Below are 14,216 nucleotides of genomic sequence, written 5' to 3' on the forward strand. Positions count from 1 at the left end.
GCACCTGCGCGGCGCACCCGAAAAGTGCGCCACGCGCCCTGACGAGGCATCGCCAGCGATGCCTTCCCGAGTAGCAACCTGATGAAAAACGCCCAGCATGGGCCTTCGACATAAAACATATAAAACAATAGGTAATATGGCATGAGTTCTGCTTTCTCTCCTGCCTGAGCCCGAAACCAGCCGTCATCGTTACTTTCCGGCACAGCCGGGGTAATGGCTTACGAGGTGTGTCACCATGCTTATCACTGGCATCAAGAGCCGTCCGGTCTACGACCGGCTGCACCCCATGGCAGGTGGCCTGCGCCACTTGATCGCGGGCCAAGGCAGCGGCGGCGCGGCCATGCTGCGCCTGATCGCGGACATGTCGCCTGCGCAACGCCGCGACAGCACCCTGCTCTACTCCACCGAGTCCTTCTCTGGGCACAACCACCTGCAGGCCTTGCAAGCGGCGCAGGTGGGCGAACTCGAAGCGTTCAGCAGCAACCAGGCCTTGATCGAGGCCCTACGCGACAGGCTCAGCGACGCCTACATGGGCACGCGCCTGTACCTCAGTGGCTCGGAAAGCTTCATCGGTACCGCCATGCAAGCGGCCAATGCCGTCGACCTGAATCGCGACGAAGTGCTTCGCGAACACAGCGGTACCCTGGTACGCCGCGTGTGGTGCGCCCATTGCGACACCTACACCGAGAACGTCACCCAGCGCGTGTTCACCTGCCCCGGTTGCCAGCTCAACCTGGTGGTGCGCGACCACTATTCCCGCCGCCTGGCCGCCTTCCAGGGCATCAAGGCCGATGGCGAAGTCCCAGGCGAACTGCCACCTGCCGAGGAGCTCGACACATGAATACCCATAACGGCACCCTGAGCGTGCGTGTTGCCCGGATCGAGCAGGTGACGCCAGAGATCAAGCGTTTCACCCTGACCTCTCCGGACGGCAAGCATCTGCCTGCCTTCTCTGGCGGCAGCCATGTGGTGGTGGTCCTCGAGGATGGCGACAAGACCCACCGCAACGCCTACTCGCTGATGAGCTCGCCCTATGACTCCAGCGCCTACCAGATCGCCGTGCGCCGAGTCAGCGACGGCCGTGGCGGCTCGCGCCACCTGCACGACAAGGTCAGCGAAGGCGACCTGTTGCAGATCCTGCAGCCGGCCAACCTGTTCCCGCTGGCCAAACATGCCCGCCAGCACCTGTTCATCGCCGGTGGCGTGGGCATCACACCGGTGTATTCGCAACTCGAAGAGCTGCAGTCCAAGCAGTCCACCTTCGAGCTGCACCTGGCCGTGCGCGGCCCCGAGCACACCGCCCTGGGCCTGGAGCTGCAAGCCCGGTACGGCGAGCGGGTGCACCTCTACGTGCAAGGCCAGGACGCGCGCATGGACATCCGCCGCATCCTCCAGGCCCGGCCGTTGGGCAGCCATGTCTATGTCTGCGGCCCGGACAGCATGATCGACGACACCCTCGACAGCGCCCGCGCCCTGGGCTGGACCGACAGCCACATCCACTACGAACGCTTCGTCGAGCAAGGCTCCAGCGGCCAACCGTTCAGCGTCACCCTGGCGCGCCAGGGCGTGACCATCGAGGTACCCGCCGAACAGTCACTGCTCGAAGCCGCCGAACAAGCCGGCTACAAGCTGCCCTACCTGTGCCGGGGCGGCGCCTGTGGCTATTGCGAGGCCGAAGTACTGGAAGTCGATGGCGAACTCGACCATCGCGATGACTGGCTCAGCGAGCAAGACAAGCTGAGCAAGCGCAAATTCATGCCTTGCGTATCACGTGCCAACTGCAGCCGCCTGGTCGTAGACCTCTGAGACAGGAAAACAACAAGATGACCGTATTCAAGCCAATCGAAACCTACGCCGACGCCGGCGGCGAGCACACCTACAGCAACAGCCGCGAGGCGGTGCTGCGCCTGCCCTTCCCGTACCCGGAAGACCAGTACATGTACTCGATGAACGTCGAACCCCATGTGCCCTTCGGCAACGGTGCCCTGCGCGCCCAGTTCGACATCGACGAGCACTACATCTCCGAGTGCCACCACCGTGCGCAGACCCTCGACAGCCAGCCGGGCGTGCACTACGCCGCCCTGCCGCACATGATGGAAGCCCAGTGGGACCTGCTGGAATTGCTGATGGAGTCCTACTCCCGCGACTTCCCCGAGCATTTCACCCTGGAGAAGAAAGGCAGCCAGTGGCGCTGGATCAACCGCCCGCTGCAGATCGACGACACCTTCACCTTCGGCGATGCCAGCACCTTGCCGATGGAGCCGATGGAGTACATCACCCGCCAGGCCCAAGGCGAGTTCATCCTGCTCGAAGAGCGTGACGAGACCCTGGTGATGGGCGCCGGCATGGCCACCCAGCGTGCGGATTACTCGCTGCGCTTCAACCTCGGCATGAGCTTCATGGAGTTCCACGGCCCGGTACCCAAGCTGCACGAGATGGGTATCCTGCAGCGCGCCCTGAAGTTCCTGCTGCGCCTGCGTCCGGGGCACCCGGTGCGCCGCACCAACTGGTCGATCACCGTCAACCCGCGCCTGGAAACCTCCGCCGAGACCCTGCCGAACTGGGCGCCCGACCGCACCATCGTCACCCCGGAGAACGCCGGCGAACTGGTCAACCTGCGCATCGAGCTGCAGCCCCTGCACCGCCTGCCGCGCAGCAATGCGGTGCTGTTCCCGGTGCGGACCTACCTGGTCAGCCTCAAGCAACTGGCCGAGTTCGCCCCGCAGTGGGCCAAGCGCATGCACCGGGTGATCCGCGACCTGGACCAGGAGCTGGTCGACTACAAGGGTTTCACCCGCTACCGCGACGCCATGGTCGCCTGGCTGTCGCAATACGATGACGGCACTCCGGTCGACGAGAACCTGCAGTAGTTCCACCCCACAGCGCGCCGCTACCGGCGCGCTTCCTTCCTTGATGTGCTTGCCTCCCAGGGTTCACCCATGAAAACAACAATACGCAATGTCTTGCCCGAGAGCTGGAGCCTGGTGTTCTCCGCCGCAGGTTCGGCCTATGGTGTCGGCCTGCTCGGCCTGTGGGCCTTGCCCTTCCTGATCAGCGCCATCATCAACGACCTGCAGCTCAACGAGGCCCAGGCCGGGCTGTTGATGTCCGCGGAGTTCGGCTTCACCATGCTCGCCTCGCTGCTGGTCGCGCCCTTCATGGGGCGTGCGCCACGGCGCACCCTGGCCCTGCTCGGGACCTTGCTGGCCATCGCCGCCAACCTGGTCAGCGCCCACATCGAGAGCATCCAGGCCCTGGCCGCGGTACGCTGCATCGCTGGCCTCGGCGCGGGCCTGGCCCTGGCCTGCGGCAACGCCGCGGTGTCCAGCGCGCGGCATCCGGACCGCATCGCCGGGCACATGAACGTGCTGTCGGTGCTGCTGATGATCGTGGTGATGCTGGGTTATGCCAAGGTCATGGCGCTGTTCGGCCTCTCGGGGCTGTACTACGCGATGGCCGCGACCATGGCGGTGATGCTCCCGGCCATTGCGGCGATGGAGCAGCGTGCAGCGACCGTCGCCCCCGCGCCGGCGGCCCCTGGGGCGAGCAAAGGTTCGGGCAACATCCTGCTGAGCCTGCCGGCGATCTGCATGATGCTGGCGATGTTCGTGTTCCAGGCCCGCGACACCATGGGCTGGGCCTTCGTCGAGCGTATCGGCACCCTGGTCGGCTACAGTGGCGACGAACTGGGCGTGTTGCTGTCGGTCCAGTCCGTGGTCGGCCTGATCGGCCCGCTGATCGCGGCGATGGTCGGCAAGCGCTTCGGCATGAGCACCCCGGTGATCCTGGCCATCCTCCTGACCGGCGGCACCAGCCTGAGCTACGTGCTGGGCGAGCACTCCAAGGCCCTGTACACGGCGGGCGTGATGACCATCTGCGTCACCTACTTCTACGCCCTGAGCTACCTCACCGGCCTGGCGGCGGCGCTGGACCGCGAAGGCCGCGTCGTGGCGGCGGCCAGCAGCTTCCTGAGCCTGGGGCTGGCGGTGGGGCCGGCGATTTCCGGCGGGCTGATTTCCCTGGGTGGTTTCACCCTGGCGGCCTGGGGGATTGGCGTCACCGTGGTGCTGACCTTGCTGCTGGTGACCGTGCCGTTGGCCAGCATTCGCCGCGAGCATACGGCCTACACGCCAGTCGCGGCGCTCTAGCCAGCGGGCATCGGCCCTTGTCCTCGGATAAGGGCCATTGATCTGACAGAACACCGGTGGTGTCAGGACCGGTCTATTCGCCGCGGACCGAACCCAGCAACCAACTCAACGCCCCCGCCCAGCCACCTGCCACAGTCGGGCGATATCCCGGGCGCGTGCCTCGAGCAAATCCCCGGCTTCGGCACAGGCCTGCTCCAGGCTCATCGGCCCGCTGGCCAACGCGAAGGCGGCATCGACACCGTGGTCATAGAGCTGCTGGTAACCCGCCCCAAGCGTACCGGCGAGCACCACCACCGGCACGCCATGACACTTGGCGACCCGCGCCACACCCATGGGCGTCTTGCCGCGCAGGGTCTGGGCATCGAAACGCCCTTCGCCGGTGATCACCAGGTCGGCGTCCCGCACCAGGGCATCGAGGCCCACCAGCTCGGCCACCACCTCGACCCCAGGGCGAAAGCGCGCGCCCATGAACGCCTTGGCGGCGAAGCCCATGCCGCCCGCCGCGCCACAACCAGGGAAATCGCGCACGTCTTCGCCCAGCAGGCGGGCGCAATGGTCGGCGAAATGGCCCAAGGCCCGGTCCAGGGCCTGCACCTGCGCGGGGCTGGCCCCCTTCTGCGGGCCGAACACCGCCGAAGCGCCATGGGGGCCGCACAAGGGGTTGTCGACATCGGCCGCCACCTCCACCTGCACCTCGGCCAGGCGAGGGTCGAGGCCGCTGGCGTCGAGGCGCGCCAGCCTTTCCAGGGCCAGGCCACCCTCCTCCAGCGGCTGCCCGTCGACGTCCAGCAGGCGCAAGCCCAGGGCGCGCAGCATGCCGGCACCGCCATCGTTGGTAGCACTGCCGCCGATGGCCAGGACGATGCGCTGCGCGCCGGCCGCCAAGGCGGCGGCGACCAGCTCGCCGGTGCCCCAGGTGCTGCTGCGGCAGGCATCGCGCTGGCCGAGCGGAACCCGTTGCAGGCCGCTGGCCTGGGCCATCTCGATGATCGCCGTGCGGCTCTCAGGCAGCCAGCCCCAGCCGGCATCCACGGCCTGCCCCAACGGCCCGCGTACCACCTGGTGGCGCAACTGGCCATGGCTGGCGGCCAGGATCGCCTCCATGGTGCCCTCGCCGCCGTCGGCCATCGGGCATTCGACCAGTTGCGCACCCGGCCAGACCTCGGCCAGGCCTTTGCCGATGGCCCGGGCGACACCGGCGGCATCGAGGCTGTCCTTGAACGAATCGGGGGCGATGACGACTTTCATGGGGATTCTCCTGATCCAGATGACCCGCATGCTGACAGCTGCGCGGCGATGCGGCCTCGGTCGGATGCACAAAGACGCGACGGCATTGTTTGGGCAAATGCCTTTGCACCGCGCAGGCCGCTTCGCGGCGGTTCAGCGCGCATGGCATGGGCCAACCCTGCCAACACCTCACTGCGCCGGCAGCAACTGCAACCCCAGGTAAAGGCTCAGCAAACCTTCCAGCCGCAAAGGGTCCACCTCCGCCACTTCGGCGATCCGCTCCAGCCGATACCTCAGGCTGTTGCGGTGGATCCCCAGGGCATCGGCGCACGCCTGGCTCTGCCCATCATGGGCGCACCAGGCACGCAGGGTAGCCAGCAGTTGCCCGCTGGCATCCTTGGCGCGGATGCGCTGCAGCGGCTCGAGCAATTCATCCAGGGCATCGTCGTTGCGATGTCGCCAGAGCAATGTCGGCAATCGGTAGCGGGCAAGGCTCAGCAGGCGTTCGCCCGGCACCACCTCGCGGCCGTAGGCCAGCAGGTCGCGTACCCGCCGGTACCCCCGGCGCAACTGCTCAAGGCTCTGCGCCGGGTTGCCCAAGGCCAGGCGCTGCACCTGCCAGCCATGGCGCTGCAGGCGCTCCAGCAGGCGCGGCTCGTCCAGCGCCACGGCCGCCGGGCGGCACCACAACAGCGACTGCCGCGCAGGGCTCACGCACCAGCTGTCGGGGTAGCGGCTCATCAACCAGCCGGACAGCGCCTCGGCCGACGACCCGGCGTCGAGTTCGAACAGGCATGGCACCCGCGCCAACTGCGGCTTGAGGCCCAATTGCCGGGCTTCGTCGAGCAAGCGCGGGGAGTCGCCGCTGCCGCCGAGCAGCAGGGCCAGCAGGTCGTCGCAGCGCTGGCGCCGCCACTGCTGTTCCACCTGCAGGTGACGCTGGGCCAGAAGCATCTCGGCGGTCATGCGCACCAGTTCGCCATAGGTGCGCAATTGCTGCGGGTCGCCCGTCAGGCCCAGCACGCCGATCAGCCGGTCATCGAGCATCAGCGGCAGGTTGACGCCCGGCTGCACGCCCTTGAGGCACTTGGCCGCCTCGGCGTCCAGCTCGACGATCCGGCCGTTGGCCAGCACCAGTTGCGCGCCCTCGTGGCGGGTATTGATGCGCTCCGGCTCGCCGCTGCCCAGGATCAAGCCCTGGCTGTCCATGACGTTGACATTGCACGGCAGGATGGCCATCGCCCGATCGACGATGTCCTGCGCCAGGTCGTGGTCCAGTTCGAACATTCCAGGGTCCTTGCGGTGGTAGGCTTTGGTCCGCGGCACAGCAGCCCGTGCCCACGGCTGTGCAAAAGCACAAAGACAGCCGTGCCGCGCTCGCCGAGACTCGTCAGGGCCGGCGCCGCACACGGCACGGCGACAACCATAACAAAGAGATTCCGATCATGGCACACAGCCCTGCCCCTGACCAAGGCAAAGACCTCAGCCGCGACGCGCTGTACCGGCGCATCACCCTGCGGCTGATCCCGTTCATCTTCATCTGCTACCTGTTCAACTACCTGGACCGCGTCAACGTCGGCTTCGCCAAGCTGCAGATGCTCGACGCCCTGCAGTTCAGCGAAACCGTCTACGGCCTTGGCGCCGGTATCTTCTTCATCGGCTACGTGCTGTGCGGCCTGCCCAGCAACCTGGCACTCAACCGCTTCGGCCCGCGCCGCTGGATCGCGGTGATGATGATCGCCTGGGGCAGCCTGTCGACCTGCCTGCTGTTCGTCACCACACCCATGGAGTTCTATGTGCTGCGCCTGCTCACCGGCGCGGCGGAAGCCGGCTTCTTCCCCGGCGTGGTGCTGTACCTCTCGCGCTGGTTCCCGGCGGACCGCCGTGGCCGGATCATGGCCTTGTTCATGTCGGCGATCCCGGTCTCGGGCCTGCTCGGCGGGCCGTTCTCCGGCTGGATCCTCGAGCACTTCGCCGCCGGCCAGCATGGCCTGGCCGGCTGGCAGTGGATGTTCCTGATCCAGGGCCTGCCCACCGTCGCCCTGGGCATCCTCGCGGTGCTGCTGCTCAGCGACGGCTACCAGAAGGCCGCCTGGCTGAGCCCCGCCGAGCGCCAGGTGATCGAGGCCGACCTCAAGGCCGACGCCGCCACCAAGCCCACCACCCACAGCGACAGCGTGCTGGCCGTACTGACCAACCCGCTGATCTGGACCTTCGGCTTCGTCTACTTCTGCATCCAGAGCGGCGTGTACGCCATCAACTTCTGGCTGCCGTCGATCATCAAGAACCTGGGCTTCGACAATCCCTTGCTGATCGGCTGGCTGAGCGCCATCCCGTACCTGCTGGCCGGGGTGTTCATGATCGTCGTCGGGCGCTCGGCGGACCTGCGCAACGAGCGGCGCTGGCACCTCGTCGTGCCGATGCTGATGGGCGCCGTCGGCCTGCTGATCGCGGTGAACTTCGCGCAGAACCCGACCATCGCCCTGCTCGGCCTGTCGATCGCCACCATGGGCGCCCTCACCGGCCTGCCGATGTTCTGGCCGATGCCCACCGCCCTGCTCAGCGCCAGCGCCGCCGTGGCGGGCCTGGCGATCATCAACTCGGTCGGGCAGATGGCCGGTTTCCTCAGCCCGTACCTGGTCGGCTTCATCAAGGACCAGACCGGTTCGACCGATGCCGCGCTGTATTCGCTGGCGGCGCTGATCGTGCTCGGCAGCCTGGTCGCTCTGCGGGTATCCCGGGCTGGAGCGCTGGCGGCCGCGCGGGCCAGTTGATCCGCGAGGAGGGACTGCCAAGACTTGCAGCCGCCATTTGGGGCCGCTTCGCGGCCCCAAGCACCAGAGCTACCGCTTGACCGAGGGCTCGCCTCCGATCGTCAGATCATTGCATCGCTGCACCGCCAAAGGCGTCAAATGAAGCTGAACGGTCCTATGGAGAGCTCCCATGACCCAGCACGCCGTGGCACGCCTCGAACAACTCGACGAACACCACCCCCTGCGCGTCCAGGCCGGCAGCGAGGAAGTCATCCTGGTCCGCCGGGGTGACCTGGTGCACGCCTACCAGGCCAACTGCCCCCACGCTGGCGCGCCCCTGGAAGAAGGCGCCGTATGCGGCGGCCTGCTGGTCTGCCCCTGGCACAAGGCCGCCTTCGGCCTCGACGAGGGCGCGGTCTGCGAGCCGCCGGCCCTGACGGGCCTGCGCCGCTACCCGACCCAAGTGAAGGACGGCGAGGTCTGGGTCGACGACCAGCCCTGCCCCGCGAGCGAACCACCCCGCCACAGCGATGCCCGCTGCTTCGTGGTGATCGGCGCCGGCGCCGCAGGCTCGGCGGCGGTGGCCACCCTGCTGGACCACGGTTTCGGCGGCCGCCTGGTGTGGGTCGACCAGGAGCAACGGCCGGCCTACGACCGCACCGCCCTGAGCAAGTTCGTCATCGCCGGGCAGATGCCAGCCGATGAGGTGCCCGCGCTACTGGAGCCCGACGACCTGCACCGCGGCCAGCTACAACGCCTGCATGGCAAGGTGCGCGTGCTGGACACCGAGAAGCGCGAGGTCATCCTGGCCGACGGCCAGCGCCTGGCCTACGACGCCGCCCTGCTGGCCACCGGCGGCAAGCCCCGGCGCCCCGACCTGCCCGGCGTACAATTGCCCGGCATCTACGTACTGCGTTCCCGAGAAGACGCCGCGCACCTGCTCGATGCCGCCGAGCCGGGCCAGCCGGTGGTGATCGTCGGCGATGGTTTCATCGGCCTGGAGGCCGCCTCGGCGCTGCGCAAGTACGGCCTGCAGGTGCATGTGGTGACCCGTCACGAGATCCCCTTGGCCCGGCAGCTCGGCGAACGCATCGGCCGCACCCTGCGGGAACTGCACGAGCGCAAGGGCGTGGTGTTCCATGGCCCCACCGAGGTGGAACGCTTCGAAGGCCAGGACAAGATCGAAGCCGTGCAACTGGCCAACGGCGAGCGCCTGGAAACATCGCTGGTATTGCTCGGCACCGGCGTGCGGCCCGCCACATCGTTCGTCCAGGGCCTGCGCCTGGCCGAGGACCAGTCCTTGCAGGTCGACGCCCAGATGCACGCAGCCGAAGGCCTGTGGGCTGCCGGCGACATCGCCACCTTCCCCCTCGCCGGCCATCCAGTGCGCATCGAGCACTGGCGCCTGGCCCAGCAGCAAGGCGTGATCGCCGCCGCCAACATGCTCGGCGAACAGCGCCGCTACGACGATGTGCCCTTCTTCTGGACCTACCAGCACGGGCGCACCTATGAGGTGCTCGGGCATGGCCAGGGCTGGAACCGCATCGAGTACGTGGGCGAACCGGAGAAAGGCGACTTCATCGCCCTGCAGTGCCTCGACGACCAGGTCGAGGCGGTGATCGCCAAGGGCCACTCGCGGGCCATGGCGGTGCTGTCGCAGCGGATGAAAAGCCCGTTGAGCAGCCGGGAGGCGCGGGAGTTGATCGATACCTGGCCGGACTGAGGCCGCCTGGCTCACCGTCACACGCCCTTTCAAACCGTGGGGGACCTGTGTAAAACAGTCCAGATCCCTCACGGCAAGAAAAGGACCCTCTCCATGATCTACCGCCCCCTCGGCCAAAGTGGCCTCCAGGTCTCGGCCCTCACCCTCGGCAGCATGATGTTCGGCGAGCAGACCAGCACCGAGGACGCCCTGCGCATCATCGACAAGGCCTGGGACCAGGGCATCAACTTCATCGACACCGCCGACGTATACAACGGTGGCCGCTCCGAGGAGATCGTCGGCGAGGCGGTGGCCCGTCACCGCCAGGACTGGATCGTGGCGTCCAAGGCCGGCTATGGCCCGGTGGAAGGGATACCCAACCGCAGCGGCCTTTCGCGCAAGCACCTGTTCAACGCCATCGAGGCGTCGTTGACACGCATGGGCCTGGACTACCTGGACATCTACTACCTGCACCGCGAAGACCACAAGGTGCCGCTGGAGGAAACCGTGCGGGCCATGGGCGACTTGCTGCAGCAAGGCAAGATCCGCTATTGGGGCGTGTCCAACTTCCGGGGCTGGCGCATCGCCGAACTGTGCAACCTGGCCGAGCGCCTGGGCGTGGCCAAGCCGGTGGTGAGCCAGCCGCTGTACAACATCGTCAACCGCCAGGCAGAACCAGAACAGTTGACCGCAGCCGCATACCACGGCCTCGGCGTGGTGCCGTTCAGCCCGTTGGCCCGCGGCGTGCTCAGCGGCAAGTACGCCCCCGGGGCGGTGCCGGACGCCAGCAGCCGCGCCGGCCGCCAGGACAAGCGCATCATGGAGGTGGAGTGGCGCCAGGAATCGCTGGCCATCGCCCAGAAGATCCAGGCCTACACCCAGGCCAAGGGGGTTGGCATCGTCGAGTTCGCCATCGCCTGGGTGCTGAACAACCAACTGGTCAGCTCGGCCATCGTCGGGCCGCGTACCGAAGCGCAATGGAACACCTACGCAGGCGCGCTGGACGTGGCGATCACCGCCGAGGACGAGGCCTTCATCGATTCGCTGGTGACGCCGGGGCATGCCTCCACGCCAGGTTTCAACGACGTGGCGCATTTCGTGACAGGGCGACTGCCGCGCCAGTGAGTCGCTCGGGGCCGCGAAGCGGCCCCAACCTGGCATCGACCGATTGCAAGCGTTTATGCCTGGATCAGCCCCTGCAAGCCTTTGATCGCCAGCAGGTGCAGCGGGTAGAAGGCATAGCCCCAGCGCCCCACCGGCACGATACGCCAGTCGTCACGGCGCAGTAGCCAGCCCCCCAGCGGGAGCGCCACGGCGGCGATGGCCAAGACCAGCAAGGTCGTGGGGTGCAGGAGGTGGTCGCGCAACCAGCTGTTGGTCAGGTTGCCAGCCATGGCCAGCAGGCAGGGCAATAGCCAGCTCGCCCCACCCCGGCTACGCGCGATCAGGCAGGCGGCCGGCAACAGCACACCGGGCACACCGTACATCAGGCGCTCGCTGGCCAGGGCGGCGACCAACGCCGCGGCGATCCCGCCCAGGCGCGCCAACGCCTGGGGATGGTGCACGCCCCAGGCGACCAGCAGGCCCAGTGCCAGGGTGGGGATTACGCTGAAGGTCTGCGAGCCGTTGTCCAGCCAACGGTAGGGGCCTTCGCAGAGCACCGCGAACACCAGCAGCCAGCCCAGGTAACGAGCATTGCCACGGGTGAACAAGGCCCCGCTGTGACTGCGCCCGACATTGACGGCGATGGCCAGGCAGAACAGCGGAAAGGCCAGCCGCCCGAGGACGAACAGGCCCTCGGCGGCCGGCCAGAGAAAGCGCAGGTGGTCGGCGACCATGGTCAGGATCGCCGTCCACTTGACCAGGTCCAGCCCTGCCGAGCGCATCAATGGGCGTCCGCCCCCTGCCCCAGGTATTTGTCGCTCCAGGCGGCCAGGGGCAGCGGCGGTTGCTGCTCGAGGATGCGTCGCCAGATCAGCGCCAGGTCGTGGGCATTGAGCATCGAGCCGGCCCCGGCGCCGAGCCACAGCGACGGCGTGACGGCTGCCCAGCGCCCTTGCCCATCGCGGTGGGCCATGTCGAAGCGGAAGGTGTAGTTGCCGGGGATGCCCATGCGCAGGTCGCTCACCACCAGGGCGTCGCCGACCACGTCGTAGCGCAGCCAGTCGCCGGTGAACCAGCGCAGGCGCTCGTGCAGGGGCTCACCCTGCAGCGCCTTGGCCAGCGCCAGGTTGAGCGGCTGGCGCTGCATTTCCGGCGGCTCGCGGTCGAACCAGCTGCTCACGCCTTCGTAGTAGTCGCCGTCCGGGGTCTTGGCCAGCACCCGCCAGACCAGGCTGTTGAAGGCGATGGGCACGGCGCGCAGCTCGGTGATGGCGATCCCACGCTGTTCGAGCGCGAGTTCGAAGCGTTGCTCGGCGGCCATGCGCCCGGCCAGGCCGAAGCCCAGGTAGGCGGTACTGAACAGCAAGGCCGCCGTCAGCAGCGGGATCGCCCTCCCCGCCATGCCCCTGATGCCGGCATAGGCGACGGCGGCCAGCAGCGGCACGGTGTACAGCGGGTCGATGATGAACACCGCGGCCCAGCTCTCGGGGATCGAGTGCAGCGGCCAGAACAACTGGGTGCCGTAGACGGTGAAGGCGTCGAGGATCGGGTGGGTGACCAGCACCAGCCAGAACGCCAGGAACAGCCTGGGCAAGGTGTAGCCCTTGTGCGGCCAGCGCCTGCGCCCGATCCGCTCGACCAGCCAGGCCAGCAACAGGGCCAGGGCGGTGAGGACGAAGACCGAATGGGAGAAACCCCGGTGGTAGGTCATCTGCGACACGGGGTCGGCATAGCGGATCACTACGTCGAGGTCGGGCAACGTGCCCAGGGCAGCGCCGTAGAGCAGCGAACGGCGGCCCTGGATACGGCCCAGGACCGAGCCCTGCAGGGCGGCGCCGAGTACGGCTTGAGTCAGTGAGTCCACGGTTCAGGTCCCTGAAGCAGATGTTTTCGGGAACCTACCTGCATCGCGGTGGGCAGTGCAAATCCAATCGCCTGGCAAGCTTCAAGCTGCAAGAAAAAAGCTGGCCCGCGCAGATCCCGCTTTTCTTGCCGCTTGTAGCTTGAAGCTTGAAGCTGCGCCGCCCCCTCAGAACAGCTGCCAGGTATAGACCAGGATCAAGCGGTTCTCGTCGATGTCGGTGCGGTAGTTCGACCGCGCCATGGCATTTCTCACCCGAATGCCGAGCCCCTTGAACATCCCATCCTGTACCGCATAGCCGATGTCGATGTCCCGCTCCCGGTCCTTGCCTTCGTAGCCCAGCCCGGTGTCGACATTGTCGCCGGTGATGTAGCGCACGGTCGCGGTCAGCCCGGGGATACCCAGGGCTGCGAAGTTGTAGTCATAGCGCACCTGGTACGAGCGTTCGTCGGTATAGGCGAATTCATAGGTCGGCACCTCGTTGCCCAGCGGCGTGATGTTGGCGAACACTCGCGGGAACGGGCTGTCGCCATACATGCCCTGGTAGCCGACATGGAAGCTGTGCCCGCCGTGCTTGGCCGTGAACAGCGAGAAGAACGCCTGGTTGTCGATGTCGCCCAGCAGGGCATCGCCCTCTTCGCGCGCGGTGAAGTACCCCAGATTGGCGCTGAGCAGCCAATCCCCCACAGGCTCGCTGTGCTTGAAGCCGACGAAGCCCTGCCGGTAGATATCCTCCAATTGCCCGTACCACAGGCTGACGCTGCTCCGCTCGCCATTGAAGGCATAGTCGCCGCCCGCATAGTTGAAGGCGTCGCTCTCGGCCTGGCGCATGGGGACATGGCCGAGCATGGCGCTCATCTTGCCGTCGCCCCCCTCGTTGCGCAGGTGCGAGGACTTCAGGTGGCCAGCCTGCACGGTCAGGCCGTCCAGCTCGGTGGAACGGATGCTCGCCCCCTGGTAGGTCGGCGGCAGCAGGCGGATGTCGCTGAAGGTCAGCACCGGCAGGTTGGGCTGCAGCTCGCCGATGCGCAGTTCGGTCTTCGACAGCCGCGCCTTGAAGGTCGGTGCCAGGCGGCTGTACTCGTCGGCGGCGCGGCCATCGCCATGCACCGGCAACAGGCCGCTGTTGGCCCGGTCGGGGCTGCTGTCGAGCTTGATGCCCAAAAGGCCCAGGGCATCCACGCCGACGCCCAGGGTGCCCGGGGTGTAGCCGGACTTGAAGTCGAGGATCAAGCCCTGGGCCCACTCCTCGGTCTTCGACTGCGGATTGGCCCCGACGATGTCGGAGTAGTCACGGCTGAAGTAGTAGTTACGGGCGCTCAGGCTGGCCTTGGCATCCTCGAAGAAGCCGCCTTCGGCGGCCAGCAGGGGTTGGCTGAGCAAGGTGACGCCCAGGGCGACGCAAGGGGTGTGGTTCATTC

At 67.2% G+C, this 14,216-nt stretch carries 12 protein-coding genes; 7 read left to right on the forward strand and 5 right to left on the reverse strand.

Annotation, left to right across the window (positions count from 1 at the left end; translation table 11 throughout):
* The first annotated feature begins 235 nt into the window (after positions 1 to 235).
* The 4 genes from NJF35_RS06005 to NJF35_RS06020 all read left to right on the forward strand — a co-directional run bounded on the left by NJF35_RS06005 (position 236) and on the right by NJF35_RS06020 (position 4,148).
* Positions 236 to 841 (forward strand): dimethylamine monooxygenase subunit DmmA family protein, encoded by a 606-nt coding sequence (locus NJF35_RS06005; protein ID WP_225787892.1) that lies wholly within the window; start codon positions 236 to 238, stop codon positions 839 to 841.
* Complete coding sequence (locus NJF35_RS06010; RefSeq protein ID WP_253090823.1) at positions 838 to 1,806, forward strand: PDR/VanB family oxidoreductase; 969 nt, start codon at positions 838 to 840, stop codon at positions 1,804 to 1,806. The genes NJF35_RS06005 and NJF35_RS06010 overlap by 4 nt, the downstream gene beginning before the upstream one ends.
* Before the next feature lie 17 nt (positions 1,807 to 1,823).
* On the forward strand, positions 1,824 to 2,870 hold the full coding sequence (locus NJF35_RS06015) for a heme-dependent oxidative N-demethylase family protein (RefSeq protein WP_225787894.1): 1,047 nt from the start codon (positions 1,824 to 1,826) through the stop codon (positions 2,868 to 2,870).
* 69 nt (positions 2,871 to 2,939) lie between these two features.
* Positions 2,940 to 4,148: an MFS transporter gene (locus tag NJF35_RS06020; protein ID WP_225787895.1), complete on the forward strand. Its 1,209-nt coding sequence runs from the start codon at positions 2,940 to 2,942 to the stop codon at positions 4,146 to 4,148.
* 105 nt (positions 4,149 to 4,253) lie between these two features.
* Here NJF35_RS06020 and NJF35_RS06025 read toward each other — a convergent pair whose 3' ends face one another.
* Together NJF35_RS06025 and NJF35_RS06030 are read right to left on the reverse strand one after the other, a co-directional pair.
* The gene (locus NJF35_RS06025; protein ID WP_253090824.1) at positions 4,254 to 5,396 is read right to left on the reverse strand and encodes a glycerate kinase; all 1,143 of its coding nucleotides are present in this window, start codon (positions 5,394 to 5,396) and stop codon (positions 4,254 to 4,256) included.
* 168 nt (positions 5,397 to 5,564) lie between these two features.
* Positions 5,565 to 6,662: a sugar diacid recognition domain-containing protein gene (locus NJF35_RS06030; RefSeq protein ID WP_253090825.1), complete on the reverse strand. Its 1,098-nt coding sequence runs from the start codon at positions 6,660 to 6,662 to the stop codon at positions 5,565 to 5,567.
* Positions 6,663 to 6,820: 158 nt separating this feature from the next.
* On the opposite strand from NJF35_RS06030, the gene NJF35_RS06035 reads away from it, so the two are divergent.
* From NJF35_RS06035 to NJF35_RS06045, 3 genes are all read left to right on the forward strand, one after another.
* Positions 6,821 to 8,149: an MFS transporter gene (locus NJF35_RS06035; RefSeq protein ID WP_225787898.1), complete on the forward strand. Its 1,329-nt coding sequence runs from the start codon at positions 6,821 to 6,823 to the stop codon at positions 8,147 to 8,149.
* 169 nt (positions 8,150 to 8,318) lie between these two features.
* Positions 8,319 to 9,851, forward strand: coding sequence for an FAD-dependent oxidoreductase (locus tag NJF35_RS06040; protein ID WP_253090826.1), 1,533 nt, complete (start codon positions 8,319 to 8,321; stop codon positions 9,849 to 9,851).
* A gap of 93 nt (positions 9,852 to 9,944) precedes the next feature.
* Positions 9,945 to 10,955, forward strand: coding sequence for an aldo/keto reductase (locus tag NJF35_RS06045; protein WP_225787900.1), 1,011 nt, complete (start codon positions 9,945 to 9,947; stop codon positions 10,953 to 10,955).
* A 53-nt stretch (positions 10,956 to 11,008) separates the two neighbouring features.
* Here NJF35_RS06045 and NJF35_RS06050 read toward each other — a convergent pair whose 3' ends face one another.
* From NJF35_RS06050 to NJF35_RS06060, 3 genes are all read right to left on the reverse strand, one after another.
* Positions 11,009 to 11,716, reverse strand: a complete 708-nt coding sequence (locus NJF35_RS06050) for a TraX family protein (RefSeq protein ID WP_253090827.1) — start codon at positions 11,714 to 11,716, stop codon at positions 11,009 to 11,011.
* The gene (locus NJF35_RS06055) at positions 11,716 to 12,798 is read right to left on the reverse strand and encodes a metal-dependent hydrolase (protein WP_225787902.1); all 1,083 of its coding nucleotides are present in this window, start codon (positions 12,796 to 12,798) and stop codon (positions 11,716 to 11,718) included. Before NJF35_RS06055 ends, NJF35_RS06050 begins: the two co-directional genes overlap by 1 nt.
* A gap of 165 nt (positions 12,799 to 12,963) precedes the next feature.
* Positions 12,964 to 14,214 (reverse strand): OprD family porin, encoded by a 1,251-nt coding sequence (locus tag NJF35_RS06060; RefSeq protein WP_225787903.1) that lies wholly within the window; start codon positions 14,212 to 14,214, stop codon positions 12,964 to 12,966.
* Between the last annotated feature and the right edge of the window lie 2 nt (positions 14,215 to 14,216).

Origin of the sequence: Pseudomonas guariconensis (genome assembly GCF_024127895.1) — a bacterium.
GTDB classification, from domain to species: domain Bacteria; phylum Pseudomonadota; class Gammaproteobacteria; order Pseudomonadales; family Pseudomonadaceae; genus Aquipseudomonas; species Aquipseudomonas guariconensis_B.

Coding starts and splice junctions, on each gene's coding strand:
- NJF35_RS06005 (WP_225787892.1), top strand. CDS start 236: ATGCTTATCACTGGCATCAAGAGCCGTCCGGTCTACGACCGGCTGCAC.
- NJF35_RS06010 (WP_253090823.1), top strand. CDS start 838: ATGAATACCCATAACGGCACCCTGAGCGTGCGTGTTGCCCGGATCGAG.
- NJF35_RS06015 (WP_225787894.1), top strand. CDS start 1,824: ATGACCGTATTCAAGCCAATCGAAACCTACGCCGACGCCGGCGGCGAG.
- NJF35_RS06020 (WP_225787895.1), top strand. CDS start 2,940: ATGAAAACAACAATACGCAATGTCTTGCCCGAGAGCTGGAGCCTGGTG.
- NJF35_RS06025 (WP_253090824.1), bottom strand. CDS start 5,396: ATGAAAGTCGTCATCGCCCCCGATTCGTTCAAGGACAGCCTCGATGCC.
- NJF35_RS06030 (WP_253090825.1), bottom strand. CDS start 6,662: ATGTTCGAACTGGACCACGACCTGGCGCAGGACATCGTCGATCGGGCG.
- NJF35_RS06035 (WP_225787898.1), top strand. CDS start 6,821: ATGGCACACAGCCCTGCCCCTGACCAAGGCAAAGACCTCAGCCGCGAC.
- NJF35_RS06040 (WP_253090826.1), top strand. CDS start 8,319: ATGACCCAGCACGCCGTGGCACGCCTCGAACAACTCGACGAACACCAC.
- NJF35_RS06045 (WP_225787900.1), top strand. CDS start 9,945: ATGATCTACCGCCCCCTCGGCCAAAGTGGCCTCCAGGTCTCGGCCCTC.
- NJF35_RS06050 (WP_253090827.1), bottom strand. CDS start 11,716: ATGCGCTCGGCAGGGCTGGACCTGGTCAAGTGGACGGCGATCCTGACC.
- NJF35_RS06060 (WP_225787903.1), bottom strand. CDS start 14,214: ATGAACCACACCCCTTGCGTCGCCCTGGGCGTCACCTTGCTCAGCCAA.